This window comes from Microbulbifer maximicatervae (SeqCode) (genome assembly GCF_052467065.1).
Genome location: NZ_CP174299.1, coordinates 2,718,732 through 2,735,370, shown reverse-complemented (window position 1 = coordinate 2,735,370; position 16,639 = coordinate 2,718,732). Strand labels below are relative to the sequence as shown.

The 16,639-nt window shown below is 49.4% G+C and carries 23 protein-coding genes; 1 reads left to right on the top strand and 22 read right to left on the bottom strand.

Translation table 11 applies throughout. From position 1 onward, the window contains the following. Positions 1-430: 430 nt before the first annotated feature. Positions 431-799, top strand: coding sequence for a hypothetical protein (locus ACJJI1_RS12215; RefSeq protein ID WP_444956808.1), 369 nt, complete (start codon positions 431-433; stop codon positions 797-799). Positions 800-1,038: 239 nt separating this feature from the next. Here ACJJI1_RS12215 and ACJJI1_RS12210 read toward each other — a convergent pair whose 3' ends face one another. The 22 genes from ACJJI1_RS12210 to ACJJI1_RS12105 form a co-directional block, all read right to left on the bottom strand. After that, the gene (locus tag ACJJI1_RS12210; RefSeq protein ID WP_444956807.1) at positions 1,039-1,659 is read right to left on the bottom strand and encodes a Type 1 glutamine amidotransferase-like domain-containing protein; all 621 of its coding nucleotides are present in this window, start codon (positions 1,657-1,659) and stop codon (positions 1,039-1,041) included. 532 nt (positions 1,660-2,191) lie between these two features. Beyond that, entirely contained in the window at positions 2,192-2,425 is a 234-nt protein-coding gene (locus tag ACJJI1_RS12205) for a hypothetical protein (RefSeq protein ID WP_444906333.1), read from the bottom strand. Positions 2,426-2,881: 456 nt separating this feature from the next. After that, entirely contained in the window at positions 2,882-3,034 is a 153-nt protein-coding gene (locus ACJJI1_RS12200; RefSeq protein WP_444956806.1) for a DUF4113 domain-containing protein, read from the bottom strand. Between the two features lie 265 nt (positions 3,035-3,299). Beyond that, a complete protein-coding gene (locus ACJJI1_RS12195) occupies positions 3,300-3,623 on the bottom strand; it encodes a hypothetical protein (protein WP_444956805.1) in 324 nt (107 codons plus the stop codon). Positions 3,624-3,771: 148 nt separating this feature from the next. Further along, complete coding sequence (locus tag ACJJI1_RS12190) at positions 3,772-4,053, bottom strand: hypothetical protein (RefSeq protein WP_444956804.1); 282 nt, start codon at positions 4,051-4,053, stop codon at positions 3,772-3,774. Between the two features lie 71 nt (positions 4,054-4,124). Then, positions 4,125-4,454 carry a hypothetical protein gene (locus ACJJI1_RS12185; protein ID WP_444956803.1) on the bottom strand — a complete coding sequence of 110 codons (330 nt, stop codon included), beginning with the start codon at positions 4,452-4,454 and terminating at the stop codon, positions 4,125-4,127. 122 nt (positions 4,455-4,576) lie between these two features. Continuing rightward, positions 4,577-4,945 carry a hypothetical protein gene (locus ACJJI1_RS12180; protein WP_444956802.1) on the bottom strand — a complete coding sequence of 123 codons (369 nt, stop codon included), beginning with the start codon at positions 4,943-4,945 and terminating at the stop codon, positions 4,577-4,579. Between the two features lie 70 nt (positions 4,946-5,015). Then, positions 5,016-5,525, bottom strand: coding sequence for a YcxB family protein (locus tag ACJJI1_RS12175; protein WP_444956801.1), 510 nt, complete (start codon positions 5,523-5,525; stop codon positions 5,016-5,018). A 133-nt stretch (positions 5,526-5,658) separates the two neighbouring features. Further along, positions 5,659-5,937: a hypothetical protein gene (locus tag ACJJI1_RS12170; protein ID WP_444956800.1), complete on the bottom strand. Its 279-nt coding sequence runs from the start codon at positions 5,935-5,937 to the stop codon at positions 5,659-5,661. Positions 5,938-6,107: 170 nt separating this feature from the next. Next, entirely contained in the window at positions 6,108-6,467 is a 360-nt protein-coding gene (locus ACJJI1_RS12165) for a hypothetical protein (protein ID WP_444956799.1), read from the bottom strand. 336 nt (positions 6,468-6,803) lie between these two features. Next, positions 6,804-7,244: a DUF2793 domain-containing protein gene (locus ACJJI1_RS12160; RefSeq protein WP_444956798.1), complete on the bottom strand. Its 441-nt coding sequence runs from the start codon at positions 7,242-7,244 to the stop codon at positions 6,804-6,806. 16 nt (positions 7,245-7,260) lie between these two features. After that, the gene (locus tag ACJJI1_RS12155) at positions 7,261-8,820 is read right to left on the bottom strand and encodes a phage tail protein (RefSeq protein ID WP_444956797.1); all 1,560 of its coding nucleotides are present in this window, start codon (positions 8,818-8,820) and stop codon (positions 7,261-7,263) included. Positions 8,821-8,827: 7 nt separating this feature from the next. Next, positions 8,828-9,406, bottom strand: a complete 579-nt coding sequence (locus ACJJI1_RS12150) for a hypothetical protein (RefSeq protein ID WP_444956796.1) — start codon at positions 9,404-9,406, stop codon at positions 8,828-8,830. Then, positions 9,403-10,362, bottom strand: coding sequence for a hypothetical protein (locus tag ACJJI1_RS12145; protein ID WP_444956795.1), 960 nt, complete (start codon positions 10,360-10,362; stop codon positions 9,403-9,405). The genes ACJJI1_RS12150 and ACJJI1_RS12145 overlap by 4 nt, the downstream gene beginning before the upstream one ends. Further along, entirely contained in the window at positions 10,359-11,285 is a 927-nt protein-coding gene (locus ACJJI1_RS12140; RefSeq protein WP_444956794.1) for a hypothetical protein, read from the bottom strand. Before ACJJI1_RS12140 ends, ACJJI1_RS12145 begins: the two co-directional genes overlap by 4 nt. After that, a complete protein-coding gene (locus ACJJI1_RS12135; RefSeq protein ID WP_444956793.1) occupies positions 11,273-11,707 on the bottom strand; it encodes an NlpC/P60 family protein in 435 nt (144 codons plus the stop codon). The genes ACJJI1_RS12140 and ACJJI1_RS12135 overlap by 13 nt, the downstream gene beginning before the upstream one ends. A 1-nt stretch (position 11,708) precedes the next feature. After that, positions 11,709-12,644, bottom strand: coding sequence for a phage/gene transfer agent baseplate hub protein (locus ACJJI1_RS12130; protein ID WP_444956792.1), 936 nt, complete (start codon positions 12,642-12,644; stop codon positions 11,709-11,711). Continuing rightward, complete coding sequence (locus ACJJI1_RS12125) at positions 12,641-13,231, bottom strand: DUF2460 domain-containing protein (RefSeq protein ID WP_444893448.1); 591 nt, start codon at positions 13,229-13,231, stop codon at positions 12,641-12,643. The genes ACJJI1_RS12130 and ACJJI1_RS12125 overlap by 4 nt, the downstream gene beginning before the upstream one ends. Next, a complete protein-coding gene (locus tag ACJJI1_RS12120; RefSeq protein WP_444956791.1) occupies positions 13,231-15,474 on the bottom strand; it encodes a hypothetical protein in 2,244 nt (747 codons plus the stop codon). The genes ACJJI1_RS12125 and ACJJI1_RS12120 overlap by 1 nt, the downstream gene beginning before the upstream one ends. 16 nt (positions 15,475-15,490) lie before the next feature. Continuing rightward, complete coding sequence (locus ACJJI1_RS12115; RefSeq protein ID WP_444956790.1) at positions 15,491-15,754, bottom strand: phage tail assembly protein T; 264 nt, start codon at positions 15,752-15,754, stop codon at positions 15,491-15,493. Between the two features lie 20 nt (positions 15,755-15,774). Then, positions 15,775-16,134, bottom strand: a complete 360-nt coding sequence (locus tag ACJJI1_RS12110) for a phage tail assembly chaperone family protein, TAC (RefSeq protein WP_444956789.1) — start codon at positions 16,132-16,134, stop codon at positions 15,775-15,777. A gap of 10 nt (positions 16,135-16,144) precedes the next feature. Continuing rightward, a complete protein-coding gene (locus tag ACJJI1_RS12105; protein ID WP_444956788.1) occupies positions 16,145-16,624 on the bottom strand; it encodes a phage tail tube protein in 480 nt (159 codons plus the stop codon). Positions 16,625-16,639: the final 15 nt, after the last annotated feature.

The window sequence follows — 16,639 nt, the reverse complement described above, 5'->3', positions numbered from 1 at the left end:
CAAGTAGCTCATACGTAGCAAAGGCTACACGTAAAGTACCGTTTCATAATACCCGAAGCGTAATATCAGGAATTTGGTCTAATAGATAAAAGTGCATAATATCTCTTGTAGGCACCCTCAAATCACAAGTAAGCATACCCTAATAAGTATTCACCCCAACATCAAAAAATCTAGGCGATCTGAAAACCGTATAATTTAGTTGGTATTAGAGGACTGTCATATTTAGCTTTTTTTGAGTTCGCGAATCATAGATGTCGCGATACGCTAAATAAGAGGTTCGCTTAAAGAACTTCTTGTAAGTTTCCCACCTTCATTAGTAAAAAATACAGTCCTATAAAGCATTTGAGCATTTTTCATGCAGTAAGCAAAATCTGGTTGTGGCATCATATTCAACAACGTAAATTAATTTTCAGCCTATGGAGACGATGTAATGTGTAAAAAGTTATCCATTAAAACTGGCCTTACCATCCTAGCGTCCGCAATTACTTTGATGGGATGTACAAGTGCCCAGGAAAAAGAAGCGATGCAGAATATAGTATTTTCTAACGCTGAGGCTATAGAAGGATGCGTACTAGTAGAAGAAGTAACATGCAAAACGATCAGGGTTAACCAGGGAGATGTTTGTACTCCTTGGTTACAAAAAAGGGCTGTGCGAAGAGGCGGAACCCATGTGGTTAAGGCTTCTTCAATGGCGCAATTTGGCGATATCTATATGCCTAACGGAGTATCGGCAGGTAAGGCTGTAACAGGCACGCATATCCCAGCGAAAATCTATAACTGTAGTGCTGCTAGCGAATAAGCGCTAACATCCCCAGGGAGCAAGCCACATTATCACTTGCTCCCCGGCAGTATTCTTTAATATTCCGCTCAACTCAAGCTATAACTTCTTGCTTACCCCAATTTTAAGCTACTCCTTGAAAAAAAGCCCTAAAGAAGAGAAAACTTCTAGAATTTGTCTTTTTCTTCGCCACTAGATAATTGCAGCAATCTTAATGAAATATAGATTGTATGACTTATCATACAACGGTTATCGACTCACTAAGACACCGCGATCCAGGTCTCTGCTTCCCCATCGATTACAGCGATCAACTGATTGTTACTGAATGGAGCTAATTCCAGCTCATCTGAATATTTAGAAATAACAAGTTCAGCAGCATCCTTAAACGGTTGGTTTCCATAGTGAGGTAAGGGATAGAAGTGCACAAGATTTAACCCTTCATAAGACTCTAGATTCTTCGCTGCATCGGGGTTATCCATCTCCCGAATATACGCGATATTCGGCGAGAGGATTACAGTACCTGCCGACTCACCTATATAGGGCTTACCCAGCCTAATCTGCTCCAACAAGATTTTGTCTGCCCCACTTCGCCTAAGCTCTTGAAGTAGGAAATAGGTGTTACCACCAGTTACATAGATATACTCATTGTTTTGCAGTTTATCTTTAATCTCATCCACTGAAGCCTTAGACACTTCCAATTCATCTACAATAAGACCTAACTGCTCCAGCTCCTTCTTGGCATCTTCCACATAAAAAGTGATCTCTTCGGGAATGCTTGCAGTAGGGATGAATGTAACCCTCTTACCTTCAAGCCGCTTATCAAAACTCGCGATCGCGCTCGCGACCTCAGCAAAATACGAAGTCAAGAATAGCTTGGCCATATATTTTAATCCTTTAAAGTACTTAATTAATCAATTACTTGATATCGATATAGTTTACTCGAGATGTGAACAGGTCAATAAAGATGTATCACATTATCCGATTATGTATGGAGGGCCCAATATTATTTTTTTATTATCTCGCAACAAAATCATCAATTACCGATTCCACCTTGAAAGTGGCCAACTTTGTCACTAAATCCAATAATAAATGGCGAAGCTTCTCCCCCCTGATTTTTACAGGAATGTTTATATCAGGCTGGTTTGACTATGAATTTCAACAATATTTATAAGCAGCTAAAGCCAAGTTTAAAGTATGATCTAAGTGGAACTAACAGGTAACCAAAATCACTTCTTTATCATTCACTATCTTGGCATCTCTCATAGAACCAGAAGCATAAGCAAGCAAAATCTGTAAGAACCATATTACATAAAGATTCGGCAGCTTAACTTTTGTACCACTTACCTAATAGTAGGAGCCAATTAGCATACGCAAAATGGAGGGGGAGATAAGTCGCTCCAGAGGCTGCGGCTTTTACTGCCCTTGTTTATGATGCATTTTTCGTACACGATCTTTCGGAGTGAGCACTCTTGCTCCCGAATCTACCTGAATCCCACCAGTGATATCTAACCATTTAGCAAAAAACGAATATATTTTGGTATAGCCTTCCCAGCCTTTAAAGTAGCCGAAAATCGCAGCCACGATATAAACCACAAACAAAGTACAAAAGAATATGGCTTCACGGTCAGGAAAAAACAGCTCTTCCATACCCTCTTTGGGGTTTACCCCCCGGGCGAACCCCATAATTAAAATCACATTAGAAAAAGCAGAAGAGTTACCGGGATACAGCCTAGCATTATCCCTCGAGCAATTTTCTCCGGTTTTGTTGGCTGATACATGTATTGCACCGATGATTAAAATCGATTGACTGGAAGGCAAGGCGTGATAGGAATTTTAGGCAAAAAAAAAGGGCCTAAAAGACCCTTTTTATTTTTGCGAGTTCTGGATAAGAGATTTTCCATCTCTTCTCGCACCCCTTGATAGATAAGGGAAATTTGGTGGAGCTAAGCGGGATCGAACCGCTGACCTCAACACTGCCAGTCTTCCGCACACAAAAATGTAACTTATTGATTTATAAGGATAAGTTACACTTTTTAGCTCAAGCTTTCAGCCATGATACACCTATGAAGTCTTAGATGCCAAGCAAGGTCTTCTGAAGTAGTCTCAGGTAGCTATTCTTGGCAGGTCCTCCCACTGCGTTGTATAAGCTGGAGACCGATGCTCTTGCCGCATCTTCCACTTCTTGTTGATACCTTCAGCCCCCAGAAACAAGGTACCCCGGCCAAACCGCTGATTGATCTGATCGATGGCCTGCATGGTCTCGCCTGATCGTATTGGCTGACTTCCTGCGGGTATGATGTGAGGCAGTGTGTATTACTTTAGCGGAGCTGTACAGGGTAAAGAACCTGCACCGCTTTGCACAGATTCCTTTTCCCCTTTTATTGCGCGGCTCAATTCGCAACTACCAGAGAGTTTTCGCAAGCATATTCATCGGGTAATCGAGAGTAGCTATAAACTCTGGAAGGGCTTGCATAACATTAAAATCAGCCGTTCAGTTAGCGGTGACGGCTGTATGGTCTTGTTATGTTTTACTTAGTACAAGCCGATCTAGATTTTCCATATCATCGACGACGGTGCATTCTGATATGGATTTAACTGTCACATTTAAACTTGCAGCATAAGCACTCAAAGCCATTGATAAAGTTGCTTTTGAGGTATCATCAGTCAAAGCAAATGCATAATCCCACCAGCTATTTGTGGCACAACTAGGCTTTGTTGTAGGTCTGGGATCTGTTGCCAGATACACCATTCCATCATCAACAGAAATCTTAACTATCTCTCCAGCAACATCTGCAAGTGAAATTGTAGAAGCCATCATCATCGTACAAAACAATACTTTCTTCATAATCTATCTTATTACCTAACTTCGTATAAAACCTTACTTTGCCGCTGCCGAAATGAAGCTGCTTTGTGCTAACGTAGCGTATAGCATAAAGCGCGCGAAGTGCAATATTTTGGATCCAGCAACTTATTATAAATTCCAATGATGATAATTAAAAAATTGAACCAATAGCCTCAAGCACGCTCTTAACGGCACCAACCAAACCTTCTACGAAGGCTTCCAAAACACCAGTTAAAACCTCAACGATACCCACGGTAGACTCGGAAATGATGGTCGGTAATACAAGGCCAGCTATTGCGGATATAGCAATAGCTGAAGAAACCAATTCAACTCCATAGACTATGCTGTAGCAAATAACAGCAACTATCGATAGTGAGCAAATAGATTGAACAATCCTCACCGGTTTCGATTTTTCTTTTGATTCACTATTCATTACTTGACCCTATTTATAACGCCTTAAGCAGCGCGCGGCCATAGGCCGCCCGCTGCCTTTACTTTTCATGATTAAGGTTTTAGAACTAGTGACATAACTTTTGCATTACCTTCACTATCACAGCCATTTAACCATACGTCTACTGATTTACCCGCAGTAAAACCGGTCAAAGCCATTGACACCATAGACTTAAATTGTGGTGTATCTGAGCACGCAAGATCGACGACTTGAGTATTGGAGCAGTTATCAGGGTTTTTGTGTGGATCTTTAAATGTAATCTCGAAGCCTTTATCACCACTACACTCCCGCTGCTGAAGCATCGTAATTTCTCCTACACCCGACCAGCCTGACGCGTAAAGGTTTAATGGCACCAAACCTAAAATTATTGCAAACTTTTTCATTCTGTATCCATTTTCAATATCATAACACCTTGCTCAACCTCCACCGGAATGGAGTCGCTTTGTGCTAGCGTAGCGTACAGCACAAAGCGGGCGGCGTGTAGATGGTCGGATGCAACAATTTATTAGGTTCTTGGCTGGTTAGGTAAAATCAGTGCGAATACGGCACCTCCGCCAATACCTGCAATAACAGTAGCTACAATCCACTCAGTTTCTCTAGTAACTATGCACAGGGCCAACATTGGTATACTCGCCATAATCCCTGCACCAACAAACCATACTCTATTAATTTTCTTAAGCTTAAATAAGAAATACAAAACCGGAAACCCAACTACTGAAAAATATATACCCGAAAAAAGCCCAACCAGTAACCAAAATATCAAGATCCCTTTTATGTAACTCATTGACAACTGTATACCATCTAAATGAAGCACAGTAATATAAACAACCGTCACAAATAGCCAGCTTAAAAATACACTAACCTTCAGTCGCATATTCAACACCTAATGCCAACCACACGTGCCGAAGTGAACTTTGCTGCTTTTCAAGCAAAGTTCACGGAGGTCATCGTGCTGGTTTTTGCCAGGCAACTTTTCCACCATGCTTGAGAACAGATTTCCTTATAAATTCCATAGCCTCATCATCAATGGAAGCAAGAGGTACTGATGTATAATTACCCCGGTTAATTAAAAGGATGATAAAATCTTTATGCTGGTGAAGTGAAGAAATCTGACCCCATGGTATTTTTGCGAAACCTAGTGGTGAACTAAAGCTAATACCGGATTCAGATAAACCAAATATAGTTTCTCCGTTTCTCAGCTCGTTGGCCGTTTTTTTAGCATGCTTTAAGTGGCCAATAAATAATGAAATCATTATTGCGCCAACAATAAATACACCGCCGCCCGCCAAGCCTAATCTCCAAGAGTAATTCTCATTATATACTTGAATACCAGAATATATCGATAAGCCAACAAAAACGATTGGGAATGCTGGCCCAATTAGTTGTTTTATATAGCAAATAGCAGCTGACTGCAGTAAATCCGGAGAATATTTTAGAACGTAATCTCGATTCATACCTATGCCTAACGATCAAATAAGGAGCGCGCCAGTGATCACCTTAATTTGCTTATTAAGGATTGATGGTAAACCACTTACCTTTAACCTTTTTTAATTTCGGTTGCCCATTTTTATTAAAACGATCCAGCGCTTATGTAACTTCTTTAACGGCCATTTCAAGGGTTACAATTGAAATTCTAATTTCTGCCTTCCTTGACTCAAATACTTGAATATCCTCAGCCGCAATCTCACCCTTTCCTAACTCTCCGAACCTAACATATGAAACCGTTCCCTGAAAATAGTATGTTTCTAGATCAGAATCATCGAATATTTGTTTGCCAACAAATACCAGTGGTCTTAATGCTGGCATTGTCAAAATTGGGTCCGCATACATAATTCGATAATATGTTGCACCTACCTCTAATTTCATTTTCACCCTTAACGCCGCAATAACTGGTTTGGGTAAAGGGGCGGCTTTTTTGCGACAGCGAAAAAGATGACGCCTTACCCAAATCCATGTTCATTGCTTTGTTATGTGAAATGCACACCAATGCTTACATAGTATTTTTAAGGCTACATACAGAAAACAGATCATGATATTTAATTTATAACTTTTATGGCGCCCATTAAACAACCCCAATTACTACCAGAATCGTCTGCATAAATTTTTACTCTTTTTCCTGCCATTTGCGCAGATAGCGCTGTCGACAATAACATTGAAACTCCTTCCGGGGATTGAGTCAGGCCTCCAGCGGACTTCCCTAAATAAACATTACCTGTCTTATTCACTTCTCCATCATCACACAGGTCATCAGCAGTAGATATATAGAATGATCCATCTTGCAGAACTGTAATATCGGTGATAGACGTTTCTACACCGCCATTATCCCAAGCAGCAACTGCATTCATGGACACTATTGCTGACATTACTGCGGATACGAAACAACTTGATCTTCTCATAAAATCTCCTAAATGTTTTTGTGACTATCTGTATAACATGGGGTAAATAAATCATTGGATACAATGACATAACAGCGTATTCAAAAGCAGCTGCAATATATCACCCACCACTATATCCACAAACTTCCTTCTACCACGATATGAAAAGTCTTTGAGTAACATTAACTTATCGACAGTTGGTACAAATGTACACAAGTGGATATATTGCAGCTGCACTATATCTAGACATTTTGGGCGCTATATATCTTTTTGGAAACCCCTTAAAAGTCAGGAAGTTAAGACTTTTTTTCCTGTTCATAGATGAAGATGCTCTTGATCCCAGATATACAAAGCAGGCTAGGTGGCTTGGTTATCCCAGTAAATATTATTTAAAACTGCCAGCATCTGCCCCACCACCCCTGCTAAATCCGTGCCGGTATCTCCAGTAATCTGCGGCAATGTCGCCGGGCGGTTGGCTATCTGCCAGCCGCTACTGCCGTTGATATATAACAAGCCGTCCGCCTGATTCAGCGCGACCTTGGCCGGGAAGAATTGCCAGTAGCCGGGGGCGGCCACATAGCGGGCCAGCTGGCCGTTTTGGTTTGCCCACTCATTGCTACCGGTGGCAACTAGGTAGCGGTCGCCATCACTGGGGGAGCCGGGGGGATCGTTTTGGATCCCCAGCACTTCAATCTGTAACAGCGCGTCGATGGTGTCCAGGGCTTGGTTGAGGCTAGCGGCTGGGTCCAGGGTGCCCTCTGCGGCGTAGGGTATGGCGTTGTTGGGTGTGTTGCTCATGGTCCTTTAATCCTGTTTATACCGTGATTTCCGCAGCCGGGCCGGTGCCGGTAATGCTGTTTATTTGGGCCACTTGGATGGTGGCGGTTCCCGGGTCGGGGATAGTCAGGCTAGTGGCGTTGGTGTCAGTGCTATCGCCGTTCACCGTTACCCGGTAGCCGGTAAAGAACTGGCTTTGATCGTAGGCGGCGCGGCCGCCTAAGCGCCCCACCCCAACCCATTCAATGGTGAGCTGGCCGCCGCTGCGGTAGGCGCGCAGGCTGGTGGGGGCTGACTCACTATGGGAGGCGCCAGTGTAGGTGCCGTCGGTGGTGGTCTCTTCGCCGCTGCCGCTACTGGTGGCGCGGAAGGTGAGTGTCTGGTCCAGGTTGTAGCGCTCGGAGGGGATATAGTTCAGCGTGTTGCGATCCAGCAGGACAAAGCGCGTCCCCGCTGAGTGCTGAGTTATTTCGGTTCCCAGGCGCCCGCGCAGCAGGTAGCCAATTTCCCAGACGCCGGGGCTGATCTCGTCGGCCTCGCCAAAGCTCACTATTTCATTACCGATCAGCGCTCGGTTCTGCCGGTTAAGTAGCTGTGCCAGGGTGCGATATTCGAGCGCGTCGCCGTCGTCGTAGAGTTGGATTTGCACTCGGTTGTGGCTGTCGGGGATCTCGCGCTTGTGGGTGCCAAGTGCAGTGACCAGCTCACCCATTACCGCCTCAACGTCGGTGGTATCGGACTCGCTATAGTTTTCTCCACCATCTAAAGAGAGCGCGACAGTGGCACCGCTCCAGGCGCTGTTGCTGCCGGCGATAGCGATGTAATAGCCCAGCTGGGTATCGTCGCCGCTGGACAGTATTGGCGCGTCGATAAATTCGATGTAGGTGGCGCCGGCCACTAGCGGCACTGGGTCCGGTGTGGCCATGGGGGCCACGCCTAGGGCCTGACTTTGGTAGGCGCTTTTGCGGTCGTGGATCAGTTTGTATTTTTGCTCGCCTCTATCAATATTCACCTCATCGATGCGAAGGCGGTCGCCAAGATAGAGCACCACGTCGCCAGCGGTGAGCCCCAGGTAACTGCGCGGCAAAGTAATTTCACCATCACCGCGCTGCTCCTCGATCATCACCTTATGCATAATCACCGCGATCTGCGCGGCCTGATCGGTTTCCAGCACCACGGGGGTTTCAATACTTTTTTCCCCTTCACCGCGAGTGTCGATACTGCGGTCTGAGGTTTGTTTACAGGTATCGATACCGCCGACAGAATCGTAATAATTCAGGTTTAATACCTGAACGATTTCCTCGGGGGAGCGACGAGTTTTTTCGTCGTCGCTATCGCCGATTAAATCGTTCTCATCGATTTCCATTACCGGTTCACCGCCGCGCGGGACAAAAGTGACCGTGCTGCTGCGATTGACCGGATCAAAAAAATACACCTGGGCCAGCTCTTGGATATGCTCAAATGCCGGAGATTCGTTGGTGATCTGCATCCCCTGCACATAACCCTCCAACAGAGTGGTGTCGAATTTATCGAAGGGCACACCGGCGCGCTCGCAGATCTCGGCCACGACGGCGTAGAGGGGATAAGCAGAAGACATAGAAAGCCTAGGGTTTTAATAAAAATTGCAGGCGGAATTTTCGATTCATGCCGACTTTAATTAAGCCGTCACTGTTAACGTTTTCCTGCAGTAAATATTCGGTTTGGTAGCGGTCGCGCTGCTGGCGGTAACAGAGGTCGCCACCGCTGAGATAAGCAAAAATTACATCGCTGACTGAGGACTGCAGCGGCCTTGTATCATCCAGAGTCAGACGCGGGGTCACTATGCCGGGCCAGGTGGTAGTGGTGAGGGAGCCAATACTGGAATCAAACCAGTAGAGCTTGGCCGTACCGCTTTCCACATAGGCGATCACCGGGTACATGTTCTGGTCAAAGGCCAGGCTTACTTCGGTAATATCGGTGCCGGTAATAATTGTGTACGCGTCAACCTCTCGCGCATCCAGCACAATTTCCGTACCGTCATTTAAAATGCGCGCCCGCCAGATTTGATAATCCAGCCCCTCTGAGGGATCTTGAATGGCAATACCACCCATCTCGTAATCGGTAATATCTCGCGCGGGCAGTGCAGCACCACCGATAAAGGGAGCACCAACCACCGCAGAGGACAGCTGCCGATCCGGGATCATATCGAGGCCCTACCCCAGGTGTGGCCGATAGTCAGAGAGAGGGTTTTGGTGGAGGTTTTATTGATGGCATCGCCGCTACCCTGAGCAGAGAATTCGAGCTGCCAACGGCCCCAGCCCTGCTGCAACAAAACACTGCGTATACCGTTCGAAAAGTTACCCTCATCCAAACCAAATTTAATGGTTTTGTATTGGGTGTAGCTATTGTCTACATAGTCTTCTATGGTCGGCGCGGAGGTACCGTCATAGCTGCCACTGGGCACGCCGGTGTAATCGCCAATATTGCCATCATAGCCCCGATAGCTATTGCTATTAGTGCCACTTGAGGCTGAGGTTAGATCTAAACTCCAGCCGCTATAACTGCCACCGTAACTGCCCACATCGGCCGCGCGCATAGTGACATCGTAGGTAATGCCATCCAGTGTGATGGTGTCAGCTGCATCGGTTGTGGGGGGATAAAGGCGCAACTCATAAGTGACCTGTAAATACTCGTCGCTGAGTTTGGTGATGGAGGTGGGATTGCCATCGGTATCGAGAATCAGTGCACGGGAAAATAAATCCGAGGTATCACTACCCCACCCCATGCCCACCTCAGAAATATTGCCGGTGCCCGTACCCGGTGCAAACTCAATCACCACCCGGCGCCACACGTAGGGCGTATCCCCATTCACGGCGCCGGTGTCAGTGTCCACATCGTCATCGCTGACAGCCAGCCGGCTATCTAGATTCGACTGCCCGCTGTTAGGGGTCGAATTGCCGCTACCAATATGGCAGTACCCCATCATATGGCGCAGAGCGTGCGAAGTATTGTGGCCTAAAAATTCCAGCCCCTGATCTAAAATCAGATTATTAAACCAGTCCGCTGCGACTCGGTGAGAGCCCGGCACGATCGCGCCCTTGGCATCTTTCTTAAACGCGACAAGACGAAAGCGGCCCGCCATTTGTCCAGTTGTTTTCATTGCATCTCTCCTGAAATTGGGGCGCAAGTTGCGGTAAGTCCTTCCACTTCTGCGCGGTCATATTCAATTAACACTTCGCTCATAGTGCCACCGCCCAGCATGCACTCGCTCGTAAGCCCCTCGGGATCTGTACTGCTGGTCTTCAGCAGGGTGCGCATCTCGCCAGCATTTAATGAACAGCTGGCCGCAAGCCCCTCAGGGGCGCTGCTGTGAGTGTTCAACAGGTTGCGCAACTCACCACCCTCAATGGTGCAGCCACTGGTCATGGCGTCTTCGGTGGTGTGCTCGAAATAGTTAATAAAGTCGAGGTGCTTGGTGTGGCAGCTGCTGGCCAGGGTTTCCGTAATTTCCACGGCGTAGGGCCGGCTGGTGACTACGGTTCCCTCAGCCCGCTCCACCTCAAACGCATACTGCGGAATGGCACCGCCGGTGCTGGTGAGGTTTTCGTTATCGATCACCATGTAACAGGTGCCTCGATAGGCATGTACCTCACTGATCCCAAACGCCGCTTGCATTACTGCGCTGGGCATCTGGTCCCAGTCGCCGAGGAAGAATTCGGCAATTTGCAAAAACGCGTAGTTATTCACTATTTGGGTGGTGTCGGTGCTATCGCGGTCGTACACCAATTCGTTGTTGCGCCAGACTCGAGAGATACCGGTGATAGGCCCCTCGCAAATTCTTATGGCGTAGGTGCGGTAGACCTCTTCATTTTCGACTTCCGTCGAGCCGCCGCCCTTGCCGGATTTTTGTTTTTCTTTTTTCTTAACAATCTTGGGCGCGGTGGTGGCGATAATATTGCCGACAACCGGCAGCACCTTGCCGAATATAATCGGGCGCGGTACGCCGGCCTTGGAGGTCTGCACTTTGATATCGTCAAAGGTGCGCCCCTTAATCGTTGTGGTGCCGTAAATTAAGTTACCCATGGGGAATACACCTCCACTAATAGGCGGCGCCAGCGCTTATCTAAAATATGTTCGCGGCAGTCCTGATCGGCGTGGGCATGGATTAGAGAGAATCCACCATGCGGGTAATCCCCTAAAAAACCTACATGGCTGGGGTCGGTTTTTTGCGGCGATTTAAATACTGCAATATCCCCCGGTTGCCACAAAGGTTCCGCGACCGGGTTGCCGAAACGCCGCTGCATTTTTTGCCGCAGGCCATCTTTCCAGGGCTCGCGGCCGTAGTGCTTTTCATCTTCGATATCGACACCGGCGGCGCGCAGACTGAGCACGATCATGCCCACACAATCTACCGCCCAGTCTGTGCGGCCTCGATGGCGCCAGCGCACGCCCTTAGCCACCAGGCCCCGCGCGTGGGCCAGTGTCGCTTGTCTTTGTGGGTTCATATTATTCCTGATGGCTGCTCACGCCAGGCCAGTCGCTGCCGCCGCCGGCACTACCGGATACACCGGCACCGGGCGTGTCTGAGGCTTGGCCGATAGGGATTAGATTCTCGCCTTTAAAATCCAGCTCATTGCCGTGGTATTTACAGGTGGAAAACTGCTTGTCGCAGTCTTCGCGAATTTCCAACTCATCACCGGGTTGCACGGCAAACGGCAGGGGTTCGATCTGGGTTATCTGGCCGCTGGCAGTGTCCACTGCCTCGATCTGATACAGGCGCGCGGAGACGTTATCACCGGATTTCCAGCGCACCCGCCAGCGATTGGCAGCCGTGGAAAGCGTGGCAATATCATCCACCAGATAGGTGACTTTGGGTTCGTCACTATTAACGGCGGTGACCGTAGCCGATTGCCACAGGGCCTCCGCATTCACACCGCACCCGGTTTGCGAATTGGCATCCGTGCCGAATATGGCCCGGCAGGTGATGGAATCCACATGGCCGACAGACTGGCGCAGCCGCATCATGTAGCTCAGCAGTTCAGGGATAAATACCGTATTGCGAACCGTCTTTACTTCGCCAATATCACCGCCGTCCAGCTCGATAGCGCCCATGGATAAATCGCGGTAATTAACTTCGTACATCACCCACTCTGCATTATCCAGCTCACCGCGCTCGGCCATATCAACAGTGATGCCGGGCACGTCGGTGGAGTACAGGGAATAGCCCTCGGCATTGTCCACATCAAACGACGTGTCACTGGCAATCACACTAGGGTCAAAGCCGTTCTGGGCGTAGTAGGTAATCCCGTTGTATTCGACATTACGGTCCAGCGTGGTTGCACCAAATACGCGGCCATCGGTGAGGGTGATTTTTAATAGGCGGCAAGTGGTGGTGACGCCGCTGTCGTAGTGGGCTTGCAGTGCGCCGGGGATGTATCTCACAAGCGAATCTCCAGCAGCTCGACACTCCCACTACACACCGGTTGGCCCCTATGGCGGTTTTCAATGCCGAAGCTAACATCATCCTCAAAGCGCACCGGTACATCGAACTCACCTTGCCAGGTAATCTCTGCACCATTGGCCGCATTGAGCTCCACTTGGCCCGTGGTGTAATCAATCGCAGCGGCCACCTCTTGGCCATCGACAAAAATTTTTACCGTGCCACTCACGGGTTTATAAATTTCGCGCTGATAAGACAACGAGCCAAACACATAGCTTTTTATCAGCTGGTAAGTTTCGGTACTGCCGCTGCCGTAACCGATCACCTCACCGTCTGCAAAAAAATCACTGGCGTCCTTAAAGCGAAATCCCACCAGGGCACCGGCACAGGCGTGGTGCGCGGCAACGACAATTTGGTGATCTTCATAATCCAGGTTTTTGAAGATCACCGAGTACTGGCCCAGCGGGCGCTCCCACTCCGCATTGCGGCGCTCTACCCCGTTGCGCAATTCACGAATATCCGTTTTGTAGCGGTGGCCATATTCGGAGCCATAGGCCACACGCTCCAGCAATCGACTTTCATTAAACATTAAGAGCCGAGCCTCCTGCGGTTAATACGTTGCTGGCGGGTACTCTCGCGAGCTAATTGTTTTGTAGTGCGATTATCCAACTTGCCGGAAACGCTAATATTCTGGGTGAAGGGTGCAGCTCCACCAGAGCTTCCACCACGACCACCGCCGTGCATATCCGCTTGAATCATGGCCAGGGTGCGATCCAGTTTTGCACTGGTTTCTGAGGTGGTGACCCGCTCGCCTTTTTCCAGCAGCCAGGTGCCGGTTTCAGGTACCGCATCAAGGCCGTCATGAGCCATGCCGGTAAGCTTTGCCGCAGCCAGGCCACCGGTGACATACACGGCACCGGCCGCTGCTGCACCCAGTACCGGGCCCACATAGGGAATAGAGGCCATCGCGTTGTATGCACCCATGGCCGCATCATTGGTATTGGCAATAATGCTGGTTAGTGCGTTGCGTTTTTTCTCATCCAGCAGGGTACTGCCGATGGCCAGCGCCGCGCGCATATAGGCCGCCTCTTCGCCCTCCATACCGGAGTAATATTCCGAGGCCACCGACATCAACAGGTTGTAGCCTTCCAGCTGCTGCTGTCGGCGCAGGTCTTCATTGGCTTGGGTAATTTCGGTGAGCTTTTCTTCATACTGCTGGCGAATGGCCAGCTCCTCCTCATCCCAGGTGGCATTGAGGTCGGCGCGCTCGCTGCGGAATTGCTCCAGCATATCGAGCTGAGTGGAATACCAGTCTTCCAACTCGGTGCGCGCGGATTCGATATCGGAGCCATTATCGAGGCCACCGAGTGCGGGGGAGTCTTCTGTGGCGGCGTCGGTGATACGGCCTAGGGTCTGCTGGCGCTGTTCGTCGGTGATATCTTTTACTGCTTCGAGAATATCCAGGCGCTCGCGCAGTAAATCCAGATTGCGCTCTTCATCAGTTTGCAGGTCTGAAACCAGTGAATTAAAAGCCTGCTGCGCGCGCAGCATTCGCTCGCGCTGCTCCGCCTCTTTTTCTAGTTCGCCTTCGATATCCCCCAGCACACCCGAGAAGGTTTCCCAGGGGTCGCCGATGGCTGCCAGTTCCTTTAAGTCAGCTTCCACCTCGGCAATCGCTTGCTGAAAGTCATCACCGAGCAGCGGCCCCTCAATGACGATCTCTGATTGAGTTTTAGCATTAGTTTTCGAATAGGCATCAATCGCGGATTCCAGGCGTGCTAATTCCGCTTTTAATTCCTCATCGTTCCAATATTCCACCACGCCTTTAGGACCAAAAAAGCGCAAGCGCTGGCCGAGGTCAGCGCTGTCGAGTACATCGCGAATGCGCTGCGCATCCCGCTCCAATCGCACAATATCGTCGGCATGAATACCCACGGTAATAGCCGCAAATTCCTCGGCCAGATCTTGGACGGTGTGCACCGCATCGGTGACCACCTTGGCCACCACAGTAAACCCTTGGATTAATCCGCTAGTGAGGGCAGTTGCCGCTTGTATGGTGGCTGGATCTTGCAGCAGTTCGGTCAGATCTTTAATCGCCGGCAGCGAACCGGTAACGACTTCTTTTTCAAACCCGTCGAACGCGCCTTTGAGTTTATCCAGATTCTTGCGAACTTCTCCCAGCTGCTGCAGATCCAGATCCGACAGCACCGCACCCACGTCCTCGGCCTCATCCCCCAGCCGGCCAAGCTCCTTGCCGTTGTTGCGCAGCAGCGGCAGCAACAAGGTGGCATCACTGGCAATGGCCTCCATATAGAAGGTCATTTCGCTCTGGGATAAATTGGCTTTTTCCAGGCTGCTAACATAAAGCCCCAGCGCATCACGGCCCGACAAATTGCGAAACTCTTCGGCAGTGACTCCCACTTGCGGGGCGATATTTTCAAAGAAGTCCGCCATCGGCCCGGCGCCGGTCTGCAAAAAATCACCGACCTTATCCGAGGTATCTTTGAGAATATCCGCAACCTTATCCTGCTCAACGCCGTAGCGCTGCGCAGCGTAGGACATACGCTGGAATTCCAAGGTGCTGGTGTTGGCCACCGCAGATAGGTTTTCAATCTCAGCAGATTGCTCAATCACCCGCGAGGTCATTACCGCTAGTGCGCCAGCCGAGGCGGCAGTAACCGCAGCAAACGACTTGCCAACGGCAGCGACATTTTTCTTAACCTGCTGTTTCCACTTTTCAGTGCCGCGCTCAGCTTTATCCAGCCCCTTCTGAAATCCTCCTACTTTGGCGATCAGGTCCAGCGTTAATGTGCCCAGGTTTTTATTAGACATAGCGATCCACCGCCCCTTAGTGCCAGGTCTTCATCGCTTGTTCCAGCGAGATTTCCGGCTCCTTCTCATGGGGCATAAAGTCTGTGATTTTTGCGGGGGCGCCTTTGCCGCGATGGGCATTGGCGTAGAGGGTGGCAAGTAATGCCGTGGATCGCTCAATACGCATTCCCGGGTGCAGGGAGCCGCGCAGCTCACGATATTTCGCCCAGCTTTGTACTTCTTGATAGCTCAGCCGCCGCTGGGCCTCTTCGATGGTGCAACCGCCGATGCCGTTTAGCACCAGCTCGTGCCAGAGTTCCTCTAGCTCGCTGAGCTTTTCGCCTTTCCCAGATTATTGACCGCACCGATTTCCATCAGCAACGCCTGCGTTAAATCCGCATTGAGCGGGCCGCGATCTGGATCTGCCTCGCCGGTAATATCCTTCGCCGTAAATACCGGCTTGCCCTCGGCATCGACAACACAGGCGGCAATACGCCCGGCAATCACATCGCCCTCACCGCGCATTGCCGCCACATCATTGACCGCGCTGTAATAGGAGAGACGGCGGATATAAACCGTTGCCTTGATCTCCTCATCACCCTGCTTCCAGGTAATGGAACGCTTTACTGGCGCACCGGAAAAGCTGCCCTGCTGCTGCAGGGCTTCAATCGATAATTCCATGGGTTACCCCTTAGGTTATATTTTTGGGCGTCCAGGCAGAACCGCCGCTGCGCTGGATCGACATTTCACCGCTGACCAAAGTGTTCAGCTGGAAATCAAAGGGGAAGTCAGCAACATAGCCTTCAAAGGTGAACCAAGTGCGCGTGGTGGGCAGTGTCCACTCGCCGGTGGTTACGGTGGGTGCTTCAGTGCCATCACTCCAGCCCACCGCCCACTTGATGCTATCCACCGTGTCATCCTGGGACAGTTCATGCAGGCGCTTATGCACCGCGTTCTGCGGGTTTATTTTGAGCCCTACCGACGCCTGCCCCGGTGTACGCAGGCCGCGCTTGAACTTTTTATTCACGTCCTCCAGGGAAGTGTCATCCAGCTGGTCGGCGGGACTGCCGCCGGGATTAAATGAGGTTACCCCGGTGATCACCTTCACGGTATCACCAGAACCTGCCGGGTCGATAAAATAGATATTCGTGCCCTGAGCTAATTGGGACATAGGGAATCTCCAGTC

What these genes read in the sequence shown, in the direction of transcription:
- ACJJI1_RS12215 (WP_444956808.1), top strand. Translation starts at nt 431, where the DNA reads ATGTGTAAAAAGTTATCCATTAAAACTGGCCTTACCATCCTAGCGTCC.
- ACJJI1_RS12210 (WP_444956807.1), bottom strand. Translation starts at nt 1,659, where the DNA reads ATGGCCAAGCTATTCTTGACTTCGTATTTTGCTGAGGTCGCGAGCGCG.
- ACJJI1_RS12205 (WP_444906333.1), bottom strand. Translation starts at nt 2,425, where the DNA reads ATGGAAGAGCTGTTTTTTCCTGACCGTGAAGCCATATTCTTTTGTACT.
- ACJJI1_RS12200 (WP_444956806.1), bottom strand. Translation starts at nt 3,034, where the DNA reads ATGCAGGCCATCGATCAGATCAATCAGCGGTTTGGCCGGGGTACCTTG.
- ACJJI1_RS12195 (WP_444956805.1), bottom strand. Translation starts at nt 3,623, where the DNA reads ATGAAGAAAGTATTGTTTTGTACGATGATGATGGCTTCTACAATTTCA.
- ACJJI1_RS12190 (WP_444956804.1), bottom strand. Translation starts at nt 4,053, where the DNA reads ATGAATAGTGAATCAAAAGAAAAATCGAAACCGGTGAGGATTGTTCAA.
- ACJJI1_RS12185 (WP_444956803.1), bottom strand. Translation starts at nt 4,454, where the DNA reads ATGAAAAAGTTTGCAATAATTTTAGGTTTGGTGCCATTAAACCTTTAC.
- ACJJI1_RS12180 (WP_444956802.1), bottom strand. Translation starts at nt 4,945, where the DNA reads ATGCGACTGAAGGTTAGTGTATTTTTAAGCTGGCTATTTGTGACGGTT.
- ACJJI1_RS12175 (WP_444956801.1), bottom strand. Translation starts at nt 5,525, where the DNA reads ATGAATCGAGATTACGTTCTAAAATATTCTCCGGATTTACTGCAGTCA.
- ACJJI1_RS12170 (WP_444956800.1), bottom strand. Translation starts at nt 5,937, where the DNA reads ATGAAATTAGAGGTAGGTGCAACATATTATCGAATTATGTATGCGGAC.
- ACJJI1_RS12165 (WP_444956799.1), bottom strand. Translation starts at nt 6,467, where the DNA reads ATGAGAAGATCAAGTTGTTTCGTATCCGCAGTAATGTCAGCAATAGTG.
- ACJJI1_RS12160 (WP_444956798.1), bottom strand. Translation starts at nt 7,244, where the DNA reads ATGAGCAACACACCCAACAACGCCATACCCTACGCCGCAGAGGGCACC.
- ACJJI1_RS12155 (WP_444956797.1), bottom strand. Translation starts at nt 8,820, where the DNA reads ATGTCTTCTGCTTATCCCCTCTACGCCGTCGTGGCCGAGATCTGCGAG.
- ACJJI1_RS12150 (WP_444956796.1), bottom strand. Translation starts at nt 9,406, where the DNA reads ATGATCCCGGATCGGCAGCTGTCCTCTGCGGTGGTTGGTGCTCCCTTT.
- ACJJI1_RS12145 (WP_444956795.1), bottom strand. Translation starts at nt 10,362, where the DNA reads ATGAAAACAACTGGACAAATGGCGGGCCGCTTTCGTCTTGTCGCGTTT.
- ACJJI1_RS12140 (WP_444956794.1), bottom strand. Translation starts at nt 11,285, where the DNA reads ATGGGTAACTTAATTTACGGCACCACAACGATTAAGGGGCGCACCTTT.
- ACJJI1_RS12135 (WP_444956793.1), bottom strand. Translation starts at nt 11,707, where the DNA reads ATGAACCCACAAAGACAAGCGACACTGGCCCACGCGCGGGGCCTGGTG.
- ACJJI1_RS12125 (WP_444893448.1), bottom strand. Translation starts at nt 13,231, where the DNA reads ATGTTTAATGAAAGTCGATTGCTGGAGCGTGTGGCCTATGGCTCCGAA.
- ACJJI1_RS12120 (WP_444956791.1), bottom strand. Translation starts at nt 15,474, where the DNA reads ATGTCTAATAAAAACCTGGGCACATTAACGCTGGACCTGATCGCCAAA.
- ACJJI1_RS12110 (WP_444956789.1), bottom strand. Translation starts at nt 16,134, where the DNA reads ATGGAATTATCGATTGAAGCCCTGCAGCAGCAGGGCAGCTTTTCCGGT.
- ACJJI1_RS12105 (WP_444956788.1), bottom strand. Translation starts at nt 16,624, where the DNA reads ATGTCCCAATTAGCTCAGGGCACGAATATCTATTTTATCGACCCGGCA.